At 65.1% G+C, this 16,733-nt stretch carries 16 protein-coding genes; 9 read left to right on the top strand and 7 right to left on the bottom strand.

Features of this window, described 5'->3' with window-relative positions:
- Positions 1-36 precede the first annotated feature (36 nt).
- Positions 37-1,350 (bottom strand): 2-hydroxycarboxylate transporter family protein, encoded by a 1,314-nt coding sequence (locus KXR72_RS13615; protein ID WP_437421629.1) that lies wholly within the window; start codon positions 1,348-1,350, stop codon positions 37-39.
- A gap of 286 nt (positions 1,351-1,636) precedes the next feature.
- Between KXR72_RS13615 and dcuS the strand changes: the two genes are divergently transcribed.
- Positions 1,637-3,232, top strand: coding sequence for a DcuS/MalK family sensor histidine kinase (gene dcuS / locus KXR72_RS13610; protein WP_437421628.1), 1,596 nt, complete (start codon positions 1,637-1,639; stop codon positions 3,230-3,232).
- On the top strand, positions 3,229-3,954 hold the full coding sequence (locus KXR72_RS13605) for a response regulator (RefSeq protein ID WP_437421627.1): 726 nt from the start codon (positions 3,229-3,231) through the stop codon (positions 3,952-3,954). Before dcuS ends, KXR72_RS13605 begins: the two co-directional genes overlap by 4 nt.
- Here the strand turns inward: KXR72_RS13605 and KXR72_RS13600 are convergent.
- From KXR72_RS13600 to KXR72_RS13580, 5 genes are all read right to left on the bottom strand, one after another.
- Complete coding sequence (locus KXR72_RS13600) at positions 3,948-4,973, bottom strand: serine hydrolase domain-containing protein (protein WP_437421626.1); 1,026 nt, start codon at positions 4,971-4,973, stop codon at positions 3,948-3,950. The two genes, KXR72_RS13605 and KXR72_RS13600, sit on opposite strands and share 7 nt — an antisense overlap.
- 80 nt (positions 4,974-5,053) lie before the next feature.
- Positions 5,054-5,497, bottom strand: coding sequence for a DUF2147 domain-containing protein (locus tag KXR72_RS13595; RefSeq protein ID WP_437421625.1), 444 nt, complete (start codon positions 5,495-5,497; stop codon positions 5,054-5,056).
- Between the two features lie 98 nt (positions 5,498-5,595).
- Positions 5,596-6,531 carry an alpha/beta hydrolase gene (locus tag KXR72_RS13590; RefSeq protein ID WP_437421624.1) on the bottom strand — a complete coding sequence of 312 codons (936 nt, stop codon included), beginning with the start codon at positions 6,529-6,531 and terminating at the stop codon, positions 5,596-5,598.
- Positions 6,528-6,839, bottom strand: coding sequence for a DUF2218 domain-containing protein (locus tag KXR72_RS13585; protein ID WP_437421623.1), 312 nt, complete (start codon positions 6,837-6,839; stop codon positions 6,528-6,530). Before KXR72_RS13585 ends, KXR72_RS13590 begins: the two co-directional genes overlap by 4 nt.
- Before the next feature lie 56 nt (positions 6,840-6,895).
- Positions 6,896-9,061, bottom strand: coding sequence for a TonB-dependent siderophore receptor (locus KXR72_RS13580; protein ID WP_437421622.1), 2,166 nt, complete (start codon positions 9,059-9,061; stop codon positions 6,896-6,898).
- A 173-nt stretch (positions 9,062-9,234) separates the two neighbouring features.
- Between KXR72_RS13580 and KXR72_RS13575 the strand changes: the two genes are divergently transcribed.
- Complete coding sequence (locus KXR72_RS13575) at positions 9,235-10,203, top strand: helix-turn-helix transcriptional regulator (RefSeq protein ID WP_437421621.1); 969 nt, start codon at positions 9,235-9,237, stop codon at positions 10,201-10,203.
- Positions 10,204-10,354: 151 nt separating this feature from the next.
- A complete protein-coding gene (locus KXR72_RS13570) occupies positions 10,355-11,173 on the top strand; it encodes an HDOD domain-containing protein (RefSeq protein WP_437421620.1) in 819 nt (272 codons plus the stop codon).
- A gap of 58 nt (positions 11,174-11,231) precedes the next feature.
- Here KXR72_RS13570 and KXR72_RS13565 read toward each other — a convergent pair whose 3' ends face one another.
- Complete coding sequence (locus KXR72_RS13565) at positions 11,232-12,131, bottom strand: LysR substrate-binding domain-containing protein (RefSeq protein WP_437421619.1); 900 nt, start codon at positions 12,129-12,131, stop codon at positions 11,232-11,234.
- Between the two features lie 119 nt (positions 12,132-12,250).
- Here KXR72_RS13565 and KXR72_RS13560 point away from each other — a divergent pair, with 119 nt between their 5' ends.
- The 5 genes from KXR72_RS13560 to KXR72_RS13540 all read left to right on the top strand — a co-directional run bounded on the left by KXR72_RS13560 (position 12,251) and on the right by KXR72_RS13540 (position 16,524).
- Positions 12,251-13,231: a Bug family tripartite tricarboxylate transporter substrate binding protein gene (locus KXR72_RS13560; RefSeq protein WP_437421618.1), complete on the top strand. Its 981-nt coding sequence runs from the start codon at positions 12,251-12,253 to the stop codon at positions 13,229-13,231.
- Between the two features lie 93 nt (positions 13,232-13,324).
- A complete protein-coding gene (locus tag KXR72_RS13555) occupies positions 13,325-13,774 on the top strand; it encodes a tripartite tricarboxylate transporter TctB family protein (protein ID WP_437421617.1) in 450 nt (149 codons plus the stop codon).
- A 2-nt stretch (positions 13,775-13,776) separates the two neighbouring features.
- Entirely contained in the window at positions 13,777-15,282 is a 1,506-nt protein-coding gene (locus KXR72_RS13550) for a tripartite tricarboxylate transporter permease (protein ID WP_437421616.1), read from the top strand.
- A gap of 75 nt (positions 15,283-15,357) precedes the next feature.
- Positions 15,358-16,128 carry a substrate-binding domain-containing protein gene (locus tag KXR72_RS13545; protein ID WP_437421615.1) on the top strand — a complete coding sequence of 257 codons (771 nt, stop codon included), beginning with the start codon at positions 15,358-15,360 and terminating at the stop codon, positions 16,126-16,128.
- Positions 16,129-16,200: 72 nt separating this feature from the next.
- A complete protein-coding gene (locus KXR72_RS13540; RefSeq protein ID WP_437421614.1) occupies positions 16,201-16,524 on the top strand; it encodes a hypothetical protein in 324 nt (107 codons plus the stop codon).
- Positions 16,525-16,733 lie beyond the last annotated feature (209 nt).

Raw genomic sequence — 16,733 nt, 5'->3', positions numbered from 1 at the left:
CATAGGCCGGGGCTTTTGCGTTCAGATACGCAGGGCTCAGGTAAAGAACACCGGTACCACCACGCTGGAGATCAGCAGGATCAGCGCGCCACCCAGGCGCGAGGAGATCTGTGCGAAGGGCATCAACGACATGCGGCGCGCGGCGGAGAGCACGGCGACATCGCCCGTGCCGCCCATGTTGGCCATGCACAGGCCTGCAGTGATCGCCGATTCGATCGGGTAGAAGCCCACCAGCTTACCCACCAACCCCGCACCGAAAGCCGCCCCGGCAACCACCGCGAAGACGATCAGGACGTAGGTCAGCGAGATGGCGTCGATCACCTGGCCTAGGTCGGTGAAGGCCACGCCGATGCCGAACAGCAAGGCGAAGGTCCAGTTGCGGGCGACGAAGCGGAACCACTGTGAGGCCGCATCATTGATCGACTCCGGCACCAGGTTAGTCACCTTGAGTACCGCCACCAGCACGATCATCAGCGCGTAGGGATGCAGCGGCACGACCTCACCGAGGATCTGACCTGCAACGAAGAAGCTCAGCGCTGCGACCAGGCCGATGCCCAGCGCTGGCAGGGTGACAGGGCCTTCCTTCTCGGCGACGTCCACGCCCGGCATCATTTGGCCGTTGCCAGTCAGCGACGGGTAGCGGTTACCCAGCCCGTTGAGCAGCCCGGCAATGATGATGGCGAAGACGTTGCCCAGCGCCAGCGCCGGCACCAGGATGGAGATGTAGTAGCTGGCCGGCTGGCCGAGCAATTGTTCGTAGATCTGGCTCATCGGCACCGCACCGGCGCCCATGCCGCCGCCCATGATGGGCATGGCGATGACGACCACCGCATCCTGCGCCGAGAAGCCGAGCAAGGCGCCGACTGCCATTGCAAAGAGCGCGGCGAACAGCACGGAACACAGCAGCGGCAACGCGTAGCGCGAGCCGACCTTGACCAGCACCTTGGCGTCCATGCCGAGGATGCTGCCGGTGATCAGCGCGGCGATGTAGAAATCGAGGAAGCCACCGCCTTTCATGAAGGTCGCCACGTCGTCCGCAACGGCCGTGGGCAACCAGCCGAAATAGACCATCGCCGCGGCGCCGAACAGCGCCAGGATCGCACCGCCGCCAAGGTAGGTTTTGACGATGGGCAGGCGGTCACCTGCGAACCCGAGTAGCTCGCCGAGCAGCATCATGACCATCAGCGCACCGATCATGCCGGTCGGCAGGGTGTCGGTAGCGATGGCGCCCGCCATCACGATCAGCGCAATGGCGAATAGCGGCAGCGGCAGGTTGAAGATGCGCTGGGAAAGCAGCGAAGGGTGCGTGCTGCCGTCAGGCAGGGCAGCGCTCAGCGTGGTCCGGCTCATTGTTGTACTCCTTCGAACGTGGCGCCCCGGGGGCGCACGTACGGGTATTGTTTCGCGGAATAGCCCTGTTTCGGGCGCTGTGCCCGGCGGTGCGCGTCGTGAACGAGGCGGGGCCGGGTGCCGGGCGAGCTTAAGCACAGACGCTTCGCGGCCAATGTTTGGCGAAGTTTAAAAAGCGTTACGAAACTAAAAAAAGCGGGTGGGCGCTTGACCCGGCGCGGCCGCGCTGGCTCGATCCGGCCATTGCGGCGGCCAGCCGCGCGTCCCCTGTTTCTGGAGAACAGCCTTGCGCTTGCGCCTCAACACCCTGATCTCGCTGCTGGTCGCCGTCATGGTGGTGCTGGCGCTCGCGCTTGCGCTCTGGCTGTTCAACGTCCAGCTGCGCGCCACGCTCGAAGAAGGCCAGACCTTGCGCGTGACCAACCTTGCGCAGACGGTGGCCCTGCGCGCCGACGTGCAGCGCGCCCTGACCGAGCCGTCTACCGGTGCACGGTTGCAGCAGGCGATCGACCCTTTGCGCCAGCGCCTCGGGGTCGACTTCATCGTGGTCATGGACCTGGATTCCAAGCGTCTTACCCATCCCGACCCTGCGCGCATCGGGCGGGCGTTCCGGGGCGATGATGAGGGCCCAGCACTGGCCGGCGAGACCTACGCGTCGCGCGCGGCCGGCAGCCTGGGCACGAGCATCCGCGGTTTCGCCCCGGTGTTCGATCAGCAGGGCGTAGTAGTCGGCGCGGTCTCGGTCGGCGTGACCCTGGCCTCGCTGGGCGAGTTGCTCGCCGAGCATCGCCGCGATGTGGTCCTTGGTGTGCTCGCGCTGATGATATTTGCGGCCTTCGCCGCGCACCTGCTGGCGCGCTACATCAAGCGTGTGCTGCTGGGGCTCGAGCCCTACGAGATCACCCGGCTGGTCGAAGAGCGCCAGGCGATGCTGGCCTCGGTACGCGAAGGGGTGCTGGCCGTGGATGACCAGGCGCGTATCACGCTGGCCAATCCCGCTGCCGAACGCCTGCTCGCGAGCACCGGCCTGGGCACGCCGCCGCTGGGGCGGCCCATCGCTGAATACCTGCCAAACAGCGGCTTGCCTGAAGTGCTTAGCAGCGCTACCGAGCAGCGCGACCGGGAATTCAGCCTCAACGGCCTCGCCATCCTCGCCAACCGTGCACCAATCCGCCACGAAGGGCGGGTCATCGGTGCCATTGCCACTTTTCGCGACAAGAGCGAGGTCAATGCCCTGGCCGAGCAGCTGACCGGCGTGAGCCGCTACGCCGAGGCCCTGCGTGCCGCAACCCACGAGTTCAAGAACAAGCTGCACGTATTGCTGGGCCTTGCCCAGATGGGCGACCTCGATGCGCTGCGCCTTTATCTGCGGGATCTCGCTGACCATCAGTTGGCCCCGGCCACCGCGTTGGTTGAGGGCATCGGCGAGCCGGTCCTGGCGGGTTTCCTGTTGGGCAAACAGAGCGAAGCGCGTGAGCGCGGCATCCTGTTTCAAGTGGTTGTCGAACACCCGGTGCCGGCTGCCGCGCCCGATCAGGTGCATGGCCTGGTGACCGTGCTCGGCAACCTGCTGGAGAATGCTTTCGAAGCTGTGGCCGAGCGCGACGAGCGCCGCGTCAGCCTGACGCTGGACCACGACGAGGCGCTGCTCTCGCTGCATGTGCAGGACAGCGGCGCCGGGATCGAAGCAGCAGTGCGTGAGCAGATCTTCGAGCGCGGCGTGTCCACCAAGGGTGCTCAGCGGGGCATTGGCCTGGCCGCCGTGCAGGAGCAGGTCGAGGCCTGGGGCGGCAGCCTGGCGGTGTATTCCGAGGCCGGACGTGGCAGCCTGTTCGAGGTCGAATTGCCCTACCGGAGCGCCGCGGGAGCCATCCAATCATGAAAGCAGCCATGCGCGTGCTGATCGTCGAAGACGACCCGATGGTCATGCGCCTGAACGTCGATTACCTGTCGCGCCTCGAGGGTGTCGAACTGGTCGGCCAGTGCGACAACGTGGCGTCGGCGCTCGAGTATCTGGCGCAGGCGTCCGTGGACCTGGTATTGCTCGACATCTACCTGCGCAACCGTTCGGGGCTTGAGGTGCTGCGCCAGTTGCGTGCCGAGGACCGCAACACCGACGCCGTGCTGATCACCGCGGCTTCCGAAATCGACACGGTGCGCGCCGCGCAGCGGCTCGGGGCGCGTGATTACCTTGTCAAACCCTTCAGCTTCGAGCGTTTCCGAGATGCCATCGAAGCCTGCCGCCGCGCTCGCGAAGGCTTGTCTCGGATGCCGGACCAGCTTGCTCAGAGCGACATCGATCGCGTCTTCGGCCAGGCTCCGCTCGACGAAACCCGCCGCCCCGGCGACCTGCCCAAAGGCCTTACGCCGGCCTCACTGGCGCAGGTCGCGCAGGCGATCCTGGCGCTTGACGAAGACGGCTTCACCAGCGAGACGCTGCTGCATGCAACTGGCATGTCGCGGGTCTCGGTGCGCAAGTACCTGAAGCATCTGAGCGATGCGCGGGTGCTGGAGGAATCCTTTCATTACGGCCAGATCGGCCGCCCCTCGTTCCGCTACCGCTGCCTGGATCGCGCGGCGCTGGTGCGGCTGGCCAGTCAATAACGCTCTACCGCCTCGATGATCTGCCCGAGCAGCCGATGCAGGGCGTCGCGATGGCCCATGGCGCCGCCTGACGGTTGACGGGTGTCGGAGGTCATCACCACCGTCATGTCCAGCCCGGGCACGACATAGACCATTTGGCCGCCATAGCCCCAGCCGTAGCGCACGGGCTGGCCGCTCAACTCGGTAATGAACCAGCCGTAGCCATAGCCGTGGCCCGTGTAGCGTGAGCGGGTGCGGGGCGTCCAGGAGGTTTCGATCCACGCTTCGGTGAGCAGCCGCTCCCCGGCAGCGTTGAGCCCGCCACGCCGGTAAAGCTCGCCGAAGGCCAGCAGCGAGCGCGGCGTCATCGCCATTTCGTTGCCGCCGAGGTAGATGCCTTGCGGGTCGCGTGTCCAGGCGCTGATGGCGAAGCCGTCGAGCGGCGCCAGCCATTGCCGCGCCAATTGGAGCGTCGAGCGCCCGGCTTTCCGCGTGAGGATCGCCGAAAGCAGGTGGCTGGAACCGGTGGAGTAGATCATCGGTCCGCCGGGATCGCCTTCGAACGGCCGAGCCAGCGCCGCGCGAACCCAGTTGCGGCTCGCCACCCAAGCGCCGTAGTGGCGCCCGGAGGTGGAACCGAGCCCGGCTTGCATGCTGAGCAGGTGGCCGACGGTGACCGCTCGCAGGCGTGGGTCCGGGTTGCTGGGCAGTTCGGCTTCCAGCAGCTCGGCGATCGGCTGATCGACGCTCTGGATGACGCCCTTGTCGATGGCGATGCCGACCAAGGCCGAGATCACCGATTTCGAAGCGGACTTGATGTTGGTCGGCGCGGTGACGCGATGGCCATGAAAGCCGCGCTCGAGCACCGTTTCGCCGCGGCGGGCGATGATCAGCGTCTGTAGCGGCGCCAGCCGTTCAGCCTGGTCGACCACCGCCTGCAGGTGCGCCTCGGCAGCCGCCAGCGAGCCGGAAAACAAGACGAGTGCCAGCGGCAGCAGGTGGCGCAGCGTGGAGGATCGGAAGAAAAGGGTCGAGGCCATAGCGCTTCGACCCCGGTGCTACACGGCCGTGCAGTCGGCGTTTCGCTGCATGCGCTCGCGACTGTGCAGCGGGCCGGTGATTACTGGCGAATCCAGGTCTGGGTGCGGCCCAACGCCTCGATGCCAATGTAGCCACGTACCTCCAGCTTGTTACCACCCTCGAGCAGCTTGGCCTTCGCGCGGTACGTTTTGCCCTTCGAGGGGTCGAGGATGGTGCCGTCGTTCCAGGTTTGCTCGCCATCCGGCTTCAGGTCCCAGAGGATGGTCATGCCGGTGATGGGCTGGTTCTTGCGCTCGCCTTCGCATTCGGTGCACAGCGGATTCGGGCCATGGTCCGACTGCAGAATTTGCGCGACCTTGCCGCTCAGGGTGCCATCGTCAGCCTGCTGGATTTCGACGATCGACTTGGGCTTGCCCGTTTCGTCATCGATGGTCTGCCAGCGCCCGGCGGGCGAATCGGCGGCGAAACCCAACGAGCTGAAAGCCAGGGGGAGGGCGAACATGAGGGCTTGAAGCGTGCGCATGGTATCTCCAGCAAATTAAGGGCCGCGACGACTCTACCACTGGCGCCCGCTGCGGCGATGCCACGAATGCCTGACCGGCCGGTTCTCATCCGCCGCTGTCAGTCGTCTTCTACCGGGCGTGCCATGCGGCCGACGACCGTGGCCAACTCCAGCGCTTCGATGGCGCTATGGAAGCTATTGGTGCCGTGGTTGGCATCGGGGTTGAGCACGAAGCGGACGTCCAGGCCCGGCACCGTGCTCAGGCGCTCGGTCAGGTCACGCGCGTGTCCGATCATCCGCCGCTCGGCCATGTGCTGCTGGCGTGGGTCGGTCAGTGGGTCGTCCACGGGCGGCTCTTCCGCACTGCCGGCCGTGACCAGCAAGCGTGCGGCGAGGCGCCGCTCGGCGGCGTGGCGTTCGAAGCCGGCCAGCGTACGGTCGATGTAGCCCTTGTACCACCAGATCGACGGGCTGGCCGCGACGTAACCCTGAAAGGTCTGTGGCTGGTTGAGCAGCGTATAGAGCGTGAACAGGCCGCCGTAGGAGTGACCGAACAACGTCTGCGCCTGTGCGTTGACCGGGTAGCGCCCGGAGATCAGCGGCTTGAGCTCGGTTTGGATGAAAGCGAGGAAGTCCTCGGCGCCACCCGCCGGCGGCGGCTCACGGCCGGGCAGGCGTTGACGGTCCTCCGCGTCGGGGGTGTAGTCCTCGGCGCGCGCCTTGAATTGATAAAGCGCTTCGCCCGGGTAGCCGATGCCGACCACCAGCACGGAGTCGCGCAGGTTCGGGTCGGGGCGGTCTTCCAAGGCTTGGGCCTGGATTGCCAGGCCGGGGAACAGGGCATTGCCGTCGAGCACGTAGAGCACTGGATAGCCACCCGGTGGCGGCGCCTGGCGCGGCTCGGCGATGTAGATACGGTAGTCGCGGTCCGTGCGCTGCGAGTGGATGTCGTGCTGCACCGCGTGCGGCAGCTGGACCGGCTGCCAGGCGTCATCGGCCGTGGCGTGGGCGGCGAGGCCGACGCAGGCGAGCAGGGCCACGAGCGAGCGCATCATGCGTCCGCCGCGCGCGTGGGGAGCGGCCCGTCCCGCCAATCGATCTGCAGCGCCTCTTCCCCGGAGAAGCGGTAGACGTGATCGGCGAGCACGAAGCGCAGGCGCTTTTGCGCCTCGTCGGTCTCGGCCTGGCAGTCGATCACGAGCTGATCTTCCGTGGCGTGCATGTCGCATTGCCCAAAGGCGAAGCTGCAGTGCGCGTCGGATCCGGTAATGGTGACGTCGGCCTTATGAGCGAAGTGCTTGCACAGCCGCGTCATGTTGCGCAGGGCGCGCGGCGTGGGCACCTGGGCATGGAACTGGGGCATGGGTATCTCCATGACGGGGCCGTCGGCACCCCATCGAGGGCCGACGGCCAGGTGGATCAGAACGCGTAGCGGGCGCCGACGGTAAAGCTGCGCGACGGGCCGTAGAAGTTGAAGGTGCCGACGCTGCCGACGCGCGAATAGTACTTGCGGTCGAGCAGGTTGTTGGCGTCGAGCGTTGCGGTCAGCTTGTCGGTTATCGGGTAGGACAGTTTGGCATCGACCACCGCGTAGCCGGGCGCGCTCAGGGTGATGTCGTTGCGGGTGACGGAGAAGTCGCTCATGGCCGTGACGCCACCACCGATGCCCAGGCCGTTCAGCGCGCCGCCATCAAGGGTGTAAGTGGTCCACAGCGAGGCCTGGTGGCGCGGCATCAGGGTGAAGATCGCGTTCTCGTCGCCCGACAACGTCTCGGTCTTCATGTAGGTGTAGCCGGCCAGCAGTTCCCACTGCGGAGTCAGGTAGCCGCTGACCTCGAATTCGCCCCCGCGGATTCGGGTTTTGCCGGCTGCAACATAGTCGATGGTGGAGGACTGGCCGTCGGCGTCGGTGGCGCGGTTCTTGTCGGTCATCTGAAAAGCGGTCACGCGGGCGTTGAGGTCGCCGCCGAAGTAGCTGCCCTTGATGCCCAGTTCGTACTGCTCGCCTTCGCGCGGATCGATGACCCGGCCATCGGCGCCGACCTCGGTCTGTGGCTTGAATACCTGGGAGTAGCTGGCATACAGCGCATGCCTGTCGTCCAGGTCGTAGACCAAGCCGCCGTACGGTGTAACGCGGCCGTTATCTTCGGATTGCCCGCTATTGACGCTGCCATTGGTCAGGCTGGTCGTGGTGCTTTCGCCCTCGTAGCGGCTCAGCCGCGCGCCACCGATGAGTGCCAGGCGCTCGACTGGGCGGAAGGTCAGCTTGGCGTAGAGGCCGGTTTCCTTTTCATCGGAGTCGACGCGGGTGCTGTAGGCCATGTCCGGTTCGGCGAACCGGCCCGGGTCGTAGGTGGCGACATCGATGTTGCCCAGCACCTGGCTGCCGTTGACGTACTTGCCGTCGTAGTGCTTGTAGTCGGTGCCGATGACAAACTCGCTGACCTGGCCGAGCAACTCGAACGGCTGGCTGTAGCTGGCGTCGATCGACAGGGTGTCCTGCTCGGTCTCGCGGCCGATGGCCACGGCTCGCGAAGTGCCCGTCGCGCTGACGCCGGTGCTGGTGTAGCTGTACAGGTAATCGGTGTCGCGCTTGGACCCACGAACGGCGACGCGGCCATAGCCGCCATTGTCGAAGCGGTGGGTCAGCTCGGCGATGACATCGGTGGTACGGCCGTTGAAGTCGTTCCAGTCCGAGCCGTAGAAGGATGAGCGGCTGTAGCTAAGCAGGTTGCCTTCGGCGTCGGTTGGGTAGCCGTTATGCGGAACGATGTCCTTTGTCTGGTGGATCAGCCCGAAGGACATGACCGTGGCGTCGGTCAGGTCGATGTCCAGGGCGCCGTAGAAGCTTTCGCTTGTATTGGCGTTGTAGTCGACCTCGCCATTGGTGTCGGCACGGGAGATAACGGTACGGCCGCGGATACGGCCTTGCTCGTCCAGCGGGCCCGAGAGATCGGCTTCGAGGTAGTTCGTGTCCCAGCTGCCGTAGCGGCCGGTGACGCTGCCTTGGAATACCTCGGTCGGGCGCTTGCGCACCATGTTGACGATGCCGCCCAGTTCGCTGGTGCTGTTGAACAGCCCAGACGGGCCACGCATCACCTCAACGCGGTCGAACGGCGACAGCGACGGCACGGTGCCGTTGATGCTGGCCATGGGTGCCGGCAGGCCGTCGATATTGAACTCGTCGTATTCGTAGCCGCGGGCGTAGATGGAGGAGCGGCCGCTGTCGTTGGTCAGGGTGCGCAGGCCCGTGGAGTATTTGGCCAGGTCGTCGAGGTTCACGAATTGGCGGTCGCGGATGTAGTCGCTGGTATAGACGCTGATCGACTGCGGGATATCGCGTAGCTCGGCGGGCGTCTTGGTCCCGACGGTGGCGGCCGGCACGGTGTAGCCGCCGCTCTGCTCGGAGGGCGGCATGTCGTAGAGGCGGTTGCCCTCGACAGTGATGCTTTCCAGCTGGACGGGTTCGTCAGCGTCCGCCACGCCTTGCGCTAATGCGCTGAGCGGGAAGGGCGCGAGAAGGCTCACGAGCAGCAGGGGGCGGGCGTGCTGGCCTAGGCGTGATGTGCGGAGGATTCTGTCCATGGGCGGCTCCTGGCGCAGCGGCGAGAACGCGGTTGGCAAGCGTTCCTGTCGCTTAATGATAATGATTTGCATCAAAAGATGTCGGCGCGTAGTCTGCCAGCGTCCGCTTGGCGAAACCTTTGCGTTAGCCAACATTTGCTTTGCGATCCATCGCGTTCGAGGCGCAGCACTGCATGAACCAACCTGATCACATCATCCGTGGCGATGAACTGCCGGCGGCAAGCCGCACGGGGCTTCGCCTGCCTAACAACAACGACGACGATCGATTGTTTTACGGTCGGGTGAAATGGGCGCATCTGCGCGACGGTTTGTCGCTGCACTGGGCCGATTGCGAGGAGCTGCAGGATTTCGTTACGGAGAACACCGTTGGGCCGCGGCTGTCGTTCGTGCTGTTCCTGCAGGGGCAGAGTCAGGTTCATTACGGCGATCTGTCGCTGACGCTCGGGCAGGCGACTGGCCGCCGCGCGCCGGAGGGCGTTGCGGTGTCGATGAACGAGCCGGTGCTGTTTCGCCGTCAGGCGCGGCGCGGCAGCCACATCCGCAAGTTGGTGGTGAGTTTGACACCGGAATGGTTCCAGGGCCGCGGCGAAAGCGGTTGCGCCAGTGACGGTGCGCTACGCCGATTCATGGACAGTCATCTCGCGCCACGCATCTGGAAGCCCTCGCCGCGGCTGCTGTCGCTGGCGGACCAAATGCTCAATCCACCGCGCTACGATGCGTTGCTCGCCGGCCTGTACCTGGAAAGCCGAGCACTGGACATCGCTTGCGAGGCCCTGGTCAGCCTCGGCGATGGCTCCACGGTTGAGCAAGGGCTGCGGCCGCAGGCATTCCGACGGCTGCAAAAACTTGTCGAGCGGCTCGACAGCGGCGAGGCAGACGGTTGGACACTCGATCAGATCGCGCGGGAGGTCGGCGTTAACGCGACGACGCTGCAGCGCGAGTTCCGGCAGTTCAAAGGGATGACCATCTTCGAATACCAGCGAGCGAGGCGCCTGCAGTCGGCACGTGAAGCGCTGGAGCGTGAGGGCGCTACCGTCACCGATGCGGCGTGGCGCGCGGGTTACAACAGTGCGGCTAATTTCGCCACGGCGTTCAAGCGCCAGTTCGGCATCAGCCCGCGGCAGGTGCGCGCCCGGATTTGAACGGCTGCGCCCTTTTTGCCCAACGGAGTGGAGGCGAGGGGGATTCCGACGAAAGGCAGCTCCGCGCATGACCGGCCGTCTGCTGACGCTGAAGAAAGGCAGATGTAACCCGATGTGTTTGGGGACGTCATTCCACCAGGAGCCCGCCCCCATGCAACTCGACGATCTGTTCGCCAATCTTCACCAGCTTCCCAACGTACCCAAGGTCGCCCAAGACCTGATCCAGCAATTCGACAACCCGAACACCTCCGTCGAGTCCGTCGCTCGCAACATTGCCTGCGACCCGGTGATTTCCGCGCGCGTACTGCGCCTGGCGAACTCGTCGCGCTTTCGCGGCGCGCGCGAGTCGACCAGCATCGAGGATGCGGCCATGCGCTTGGGCTTCAACACCCTGCGCACCCTGGTGCTGGCCTCAGCGTTCACCTCGGCATTCAAGCTGCACGCCGGCTTCGATCTCAAGGCGTTCTGGTACCACAGCTTTCTTGTCGCCAGCATCAGCCGGCTGCTGGCCAAGCAGGTGGGAGCCGACGTCGAAACCGCCTTTACCTGCGGCATGTTGCACGACATCGGCGAGCTGCTGATCCAGACCGGCGCGCCGCACCTGGCCGAATCCCTCGAAGGCGGTGCCACCTCCAGCCCGGGTCGCGCTGCCAACGAGACCCTGCAGCTCGGCTTCGGCTACCCGGAAGTGGGCGCCGAGCTGGCACGCCGCTGGCAATTGCCGAAGGTGCTGCAGGAGGCCATCGCCTACCAGGCCCGACCGCTGCAGGCGCCCAACGGCAGCACGCTGCCCTATGTCGTCGCGCAGAGCGTCGCCCTGGCGCAGGCGCTGCAGGCGAGCAACGGTGACATCGGCCTCGCACTTGAATCCGTCAGGGGGCCGCTGGCCGACAGCATGGACCGCACGGCGCTGAACAAGTCCCTGCCAGGCGCTATCGAGACGGCAAAGGCCTTCGTCGAGATGGTCTGACCAGCGAGGTGTCGCACGGCAGACAGGAAAGCGCCCTCGTGACGCTTTGCGTTTGATCTTATTCGGCCACGACCGTACCCAGCAGACGTTCCAGCAGCGGGGAAGTCGTCTGCTCGCCGGTGCGGTGCGCCAGCAGCAGGCGGCTGGCGGCGTCCTGTGTATCCAGGGGGCGGTAGACCACTCCGGGGATGCCCGTCCGTGCGTAGATGTCCGGCAGGATGGACACGCCCATGCCGGCAGCTACCAGGCCGAGGATGGTGGTGCCTTCGCGCACCTCGTGTTGCAGGCGCGGGGCGAAGCCGGCGCGGCTTGCCAGCGCGCTGACATGCTCGAAGAGGCCACAACCCAGTCCTCGCGGGAAGAGGATGAAAGGCGCATCGGCCAGGGCCCCGACGGCAACCGGCGACTGGCTGTCCCGCGCCAGAGGATGGTGTGCCGGCAGTACCGCCACCAGTCGATCCTTCCAGAGTTCATGCACGGTGATGCCCGCTGGCGGCGCGAACAGCATGGAGGGGCGCAGAAAGCCGACGTCCAGAGTCTTGTCTGCCAGGGCGCGTAGCTGTTCCGCCGTGGACAGGTGCGTCAGCAGCGTTCTGACCCCAGGATGTTGCGTCTGGTAGCGGCTGAGCATCGCCGGAAAAGCGTCGTACATGGGAACCGACGCCGTAAAGCCAATGCGGATGGCACCCAGGTCGCCGCGCACGGCCTGCCGAACCACATCGCCCGCGTGATCGAGCTGCGCCAGAGCGCGTCGTGCCTCGTCGAGCAGCAGCTGCCCCGCCTGCGTCAGCTCCACCCGTCGATTGGTGCGCTTGAGCAGGGGCGCGCCAAGCTCGTCCTCCATCGCCTTTATTTGCATGCTCAGCGGCGGCTGGCTGATGTGTAGACGTCTCGCGGCCGCGCTGAAGCTCAGCTCTTCGGCCACGGCGACGAAATAGCGAAGCTGTCGGAAATCCATTTATATGCTCATCGAATAAGTCGAGCCTGAAAAATGTATTGGACCCTATCAATTCGGGTCGCCCATGCTTTTTAGCACGGGGCGCACGTTCCGTCCCGCGTATAGGGAGAAAAATAACAATGCCAAATACCGTGAAAACCGTTCGCTTTCTTTCTCGCTCGCTCGCGGCTGCGCTACTGAGTGCCGCAGCGAGTATCGCGCCAACCTTCGCGGCGGAGCCGGTGCATATCGTCGTGCCCTACGCCGCTGGCGGTGGCGTGGACATCGTCACTCGCATGGTCAGCCCGAAGATGGAGGAGTCGCTCGGTACGTCGATCATTGTCGAGAATCGCCCCGGCGCGGCGACAAACATTGGCTCGGCCGCCGTGGCCACCGCGAAGCCGGACGGCACCATGCTGCTCACCGCTTCAAACACGCTGGCAAGCAATGCGGCGCTATATTCGAACCTGAGCTTCGATCCGGCGAAGGATTTCGTCACCATCGGCCAGATCGGTTACGCGCCGCTTGTCGTGGTGGTGCCGCAGGATTCGCCCTACCAGACTCTCGATGAGCTGATCGAAGCCGGCCGCAAGGATCCGGAAGCACTGACCTACGCCTCGGCCGGCAATGGCAGCTCGGGCCACATGGCAAGCGAGTTGCTCAAGCAGGACGGCGGCTTCGAGGCGCTGCACATTCCTTACAAGGGCGGTTCGCCCGCGATCACCGACCTGATTGGCGGACGGATTTCGTTCATGTCGATCAATCCCACCGAAGTTGTCGGCCACATCAAGGCGGGCAAGCTGCGCGCCCTGGCCGTGCTCGACGACAAGCCGAACGCCCTGCTGCCAGACCTGCCGACGGTGACTTCGCTGGGTCACCCCAACAGCACGGCCGCCGTCTGGTGGGGGCTGGTCGGTCCCAAGGGCATTCCCGTCGAGACCATCGCGCAACAGAACGCCGCGCTGCAGGCCGCCTTGAAGGACGATGCGACGCGCAAACGTCTCGATGAACTGGGCGTGGTCATCGCCTCCGGCTCGCCGGAGGAATTCCAGCAGTTCGTGGAAGCCGAGCGAGACAAGTGGACCGCTGTCATCAAGAAGGCCGGCATCCGCGCGGATTGACCGTCCTGCGGTCGGCCCGTGATGGGCTGGCCGCTGCCATGGCCAGCCGGTCTTCGACCGCTGCGCCCCTCGATGCGAACAGACGAGGCTCCGATGAATCTGCTTTCCAACCGGCGGCAGCTGGCCTCCAGCGGCCTGGTCCTGCTGATCGGGCTGGGCACTCTGCTTGGCTCGCTGAATTATGACGCCGGCTCATCCGCCCGGATGGGCCCTGGCTATTTCCCGATGGTGCTCGGGGCGCTGCTGCTGTTCATCGGCGCGCTGCTGCTGGTAACGCCTGGTACCCAAGAAGATGAAGACACCGGGCCGCCGCAGTATCGGGGTTGGGCCTGTGTAATCGGCGGCATGCTTGCCTTCATCGTGCTGGGCGCCTATGCCGGGCTGGTCCCGGCGACCTTCGCCCTGATCTTCATTTCGGCCCTGGGCGATCGCGACAATTCGCCCCGAGCCGCCGCCGTGCTCGCCCTGTGCATGACGGTCATCGCGGTACTGGTGTTCGCCTACGGGCTGCAGATCCAGTTCCCCTTGCTGCGCGGGTTTTGAGCATGGACATTCTCCAGAGTCTGTTGGGCGGCTTCGGCGTCGCGCTGCAACCCACCAATCTGCTGTACTGCTTCATCGGCGTGTTCATTGGCAACCTGCTGGGTGTGCTGCCCGGTATCGGGGCGCTGGCGGCGATTTCGATGTTGCTGCCGATCACCTACACGCTGGACCCGACCGGCGCACTGATGATGCTCGCCGGCCTTTACTACGGCGCCCAGTATGGCGGCGCGACTACCTCGATCCTGCTGAACTTGCCGGGTGTGGCCTCGCACGCCGTGACCTGTCTCGACGGCCACCCCATGGCCAAGCAGGGCAGGGCAGGGCAGGCCCTGCTGACGGCGATGCTCGCTTCTTTCCTCGGCGCATCCTTCGGCATCGTGCTGATGACGCTGTTCTCGCCCTACCTGGCGCAGGTTGCCTTCGAATTCGGTCCGGCCGAATACTTCGGCCTGATGTTGCTCGGCCTGATCGCGGCGTCGACGCTCTCCAGCGGCTCGCCGCTCAAGGGGATCGCCAGCGTTCTGATTGGCCTGGTGTTCGGTCTGGTGGGCACCGACGTCAATTCCGGCGTGATGCGCTTTACGCTCGGTCTGGAGCATCTGAGTGACGGTATCGCGCTGGTTGCCCTGGCCATGGGGCTATTCGGTATCGCCGACGTGCTGCGCGGCGTGAACCGAATCGGCACGGGCGAAGCGGTGGGCGGAAAAATGTCGATGCGTCTGTCCGGTGCCGAGGTGAAGCAGGCGGCGTTGCCAGTGGTGCGCGGGGCAGGGATCGGCTCGTTCTTCGGCACCCTGCCGGGCACCGGGTCGGCAGTGGCCTCGTTCATTTCCTACGCGGTGGAAAAGAAGCTGGCACGCGACCCATCACGCTTCGGCAAGGGCGCCATCGAAGGTGTGGCAGGCCCGGAGTCCTGTAACAACGCGGCGGCGCAGACGGCCTTCATTCCGACCATGACGCTGGGTATTCCGGGCGACGCGACCATGGCGCTCATGCTCGGCGCATTGATGATCCACAACATCCAGCCCGGCCCACAGCTCATCAGTGAGCACCCGGATGTGTTCTGGGGCCTGATTGCCAGCTTCTGGGTCGGCAACCTGCTCTTGCTGGTACTGAACATCCCGCTCGTCGGTATCTGGACGCGCCTGCTTTCGGTGCCGTACCGCATCGTCTTCCCCTGCGTGCTGTTCTTCATTTCCATCGGCGTGTACAGCACACACAACAGCCTCTTCGATGTCGGCGTGGTGCTGGCGATCGGTTTGTTCGGCTACCTGGCCGTGCGACTCGGCTTCCAGCCCGCGCCGATCCTGCTGGGCTACGTGCTCGGGCCGATGGTGGAAGAGAACTTCCGTCGCGCCATGCTGTTGTCGCGTGGCGACCCGCTGACCTTTTTCGAAAGGCCCATCAGTGCAACCTGCCTGGCCATCACCTTCCTGTTGCTGGCCTGGATCGGCGCCAAGCAACTTCGTCGCCGGACCCGGCGGACGCCGCTGCCCGACCAGGCCTGACGGGCCTCGTGCCTTCCCAGCCCTGCGCGTCGAGCGCGGGGCGAGCCTCCACAACAACAACCACAGGAGCTCATCATGCCCCGCTTTGCCAAGCCGTTCGTTGCCGCTGCCGTGCTGTCGCTACTGCCTTGTCTCACCTACGCCGAGGAGATCAGGGTGATGATCTCCGGTGGGTTCCATGCCCCGCACCAGCAACTCTCGCCTCGTTATGCCGCGCATGAGGGCGACACGATTACCACCGTACGCGGCCCGTCGATGGGCGCGTCCGAACAATCCATTCCCAACCGACTCGCACGTGGCGAACCGGCCGATTTAGTGATCATGGTGGGCTATGCCCTCGACAAGCTGATCGAACAGGGCGTCGTGCGACCAGAATCCCGCGTGGAACTGGCCGATTCGCGGATCGGTGCGGTCGTACGGGACGGTGCGCCCGTTCCTCGGATCGACACCGAGGCGCAACTGCGAGCGGCCTTGCTTCAAGCCGACTCGGTGGCTTATTCGGACAGTGCGAGCGGCGACTATATCGAACGCGAGCTGTTCAAACGGCTTGGTATCGAGGCGCAAATGCAAGGCAAAGGGCACCGCGTACGAAACAAGCCGGTGGCGACCGCGGTGGCCGATGGCGACTACGCACTGGGTTTCCAGCAGGTCAGCGAGTTGCTGGCCGAGCCACGTGCTCATTTCATTGGCAAAATTCCCGAGTCGCTGCAATCGGTGACGCGTTTTGCCGGTGGCGTGGTGAACAGGGCCGAGCACCCGCAGAAGGCGCAGGCGCTATTGGATTATCTGGGTTCGGAGCAGGCACTCGAGACGGTCAAGGCAACGGGCCTCGAAAAGCCGCAGTAAAGTGCGGCTAGCTTGTTCGGTTTCCTTCCTCGCGTCATGCTCGCCGTCTTATCCGAACACGGGAGTGTTGCCATGACGCAGGGAAGATTGGTTGTAGTGCTGCTAGGCCTGTTGGCCACGCAGGCGCAAGCGGGGTTTCAGAAGGATCGGGATGCATTCGACACGCGCCAGGCCGAACTGGATCAGCGCTGCGAGGCCGCTCGGGAGGTCAAGCTGGCACCGCTGCGCGAGGCGGCGTTCGAAGATTGCATGAGGAGTACGCGCAACAGCCGAGCCGATACCGAATGCCAGCGCAAGACAGTTGGCGAAAATGGCAACCGTGCCGGCGGTACGCCTCGCTTCTACGATCTGCCCGCGTGTGTCGAAGCCTTCGAGCACAAGCGTCAGCGCCCCTGAGTCGTTCTGGCCGGCAACGCCCCATCGTGCCAGGGTGCCTTTCCCCTCCTTTCAACCCGTGCGCGAGGTGCCACCGGTACCGCCGGCGTGCCTGAAGACATGCCGTACGTCGGACTGCGGCGAAAGCGGCCGCACCGGGTTCAAGTCCGCATAGGTGGCGCCGAAAAAAGACTGATGAAGCAAATCCGGAGGATGGCAGTATGGTGGCC

Source organism: Stutzerimonas chloritidismutans (assembly GCF_051486945.1).
Taxonomy (GTDB): Bacteria; Pseudomonadota; Gammaproteobacteria; order Pseudomonadales; family Pseudomonadaceae; genus Stutzerimonas; species Stutzerimonas chloritidismutans_B.
Note: the sequence above shows the minus strand (reverse complement) of the source record. Positions and strands in the feature narration are given on the sequence as shown.

Bases quoted from the DNA above. Each gene is read 5' to 3' on its own strand.
- KXR72_RS13570 (WP_437421620.1), top strand. From the start codon at position 10,355: ATGCAACTCGACGATCTGTTCGCCAATCTTCACCAGCTTCCCAACGTA.
- KXR72_RS13600 (WP_437421626.1), bottom strand. From the start codon at position 4,973: ATGGCCTCGACCCTTTTCTTCCGATCCTCCACGCTGCGCCACCTGCTG.
- KXR72_RS13555 (WP_437421617.1), top strand. From the start codon at position 13,325: ATGAATCTGCTTTCCAACCGGCGGCAGCTGGCCTCCAGCGGCCTGGTC.
- KXR72_RS13560 (WP_437421618.1), top strand. From the start codon at position 12,251: ATGCCAAATACCGTGAAAACCGTTCGCTTTCTTTCTCGCTCGCTCGCG.
- KXR72_RS13550 (WP_437421616.1), top strand. From the start codon at position 13,777: ATGGACATTCTCCAGAGTCTGTTGGGCGGCTTCGGCGTCGCGCTGCAA.
- KXR72_RS13545 (WP_437421615.1), top strand. From the start codon at position 15,358: ATGCCCCGCTTTGCCAAGCCGTTCGTTGCCGCTGCCGTGCTGTCGCTA.
- KXR72_RS13540 (WP_437421614.1), top strand. From the start codon at position 16,201: ATGACGCAGGGAAGATTGGTTGTAGTGCTGCTAGGCCTGTTGGCCACG.
- KXR72_RS13580 (WP_437421622.1), bottom strand. From the start codon at position 9,061: ATGGACAGAATCCTCCGCACATCACGCCTAGGCCAGCACGCCCGCCCC.
- KXR72_RS13585 (WP_437421623.1), bottom strand. From the start codon at position 6,839: ATGCCCCAGTTCCATGCCCAGGTGCCCACGCCGCGCGCCCTGCGCAAC.
- KXR72_RS13615 (WP_437421629.1), bottom strand. From the start codon at position 1,350: ATGAGCCGGACCACGCTGAGCGCTGCCCTGCCTGACGGCAGCACGCAC.
- KXR72_RS13565 (WP_437421619.1), bottom strand. From the start codon at position 12,131: ATGGATTTCCGACAGCTTCGCTATTTCGTCGCCGTGGCCGAAGAGCTG.
- KXR72_RS13575 (WP_437421621.1), top strand. From the start codon at position 9,235: ATGAACCAACCTGATCACATCATCCGTGGCGATGAACTGCCGGCGGCA.
- KXR72_RS13595 (WP_437421625.1), bottom strand. From the start codon at position 5,497: ATGCGCACGCTTCAAGCCCTCATGTTCGCCCTCCCCCTGGCTTTCAGC.
- KXR72_RS13605 (WP_437421627.1), top strand. From the start codon at position 3,229: ATGAAAGCAGCCATGCGCGTGCTGATCGTCGAAGACGACCCGATGGTC.
- KXR72_RS13590 (WP_437421624.1), bottom strand. From the start codon at position 6,531: ATGATGCGCTCGCTCGTGGCCCTGCTCGCCTGCGTCGGCCTCGCCGCC.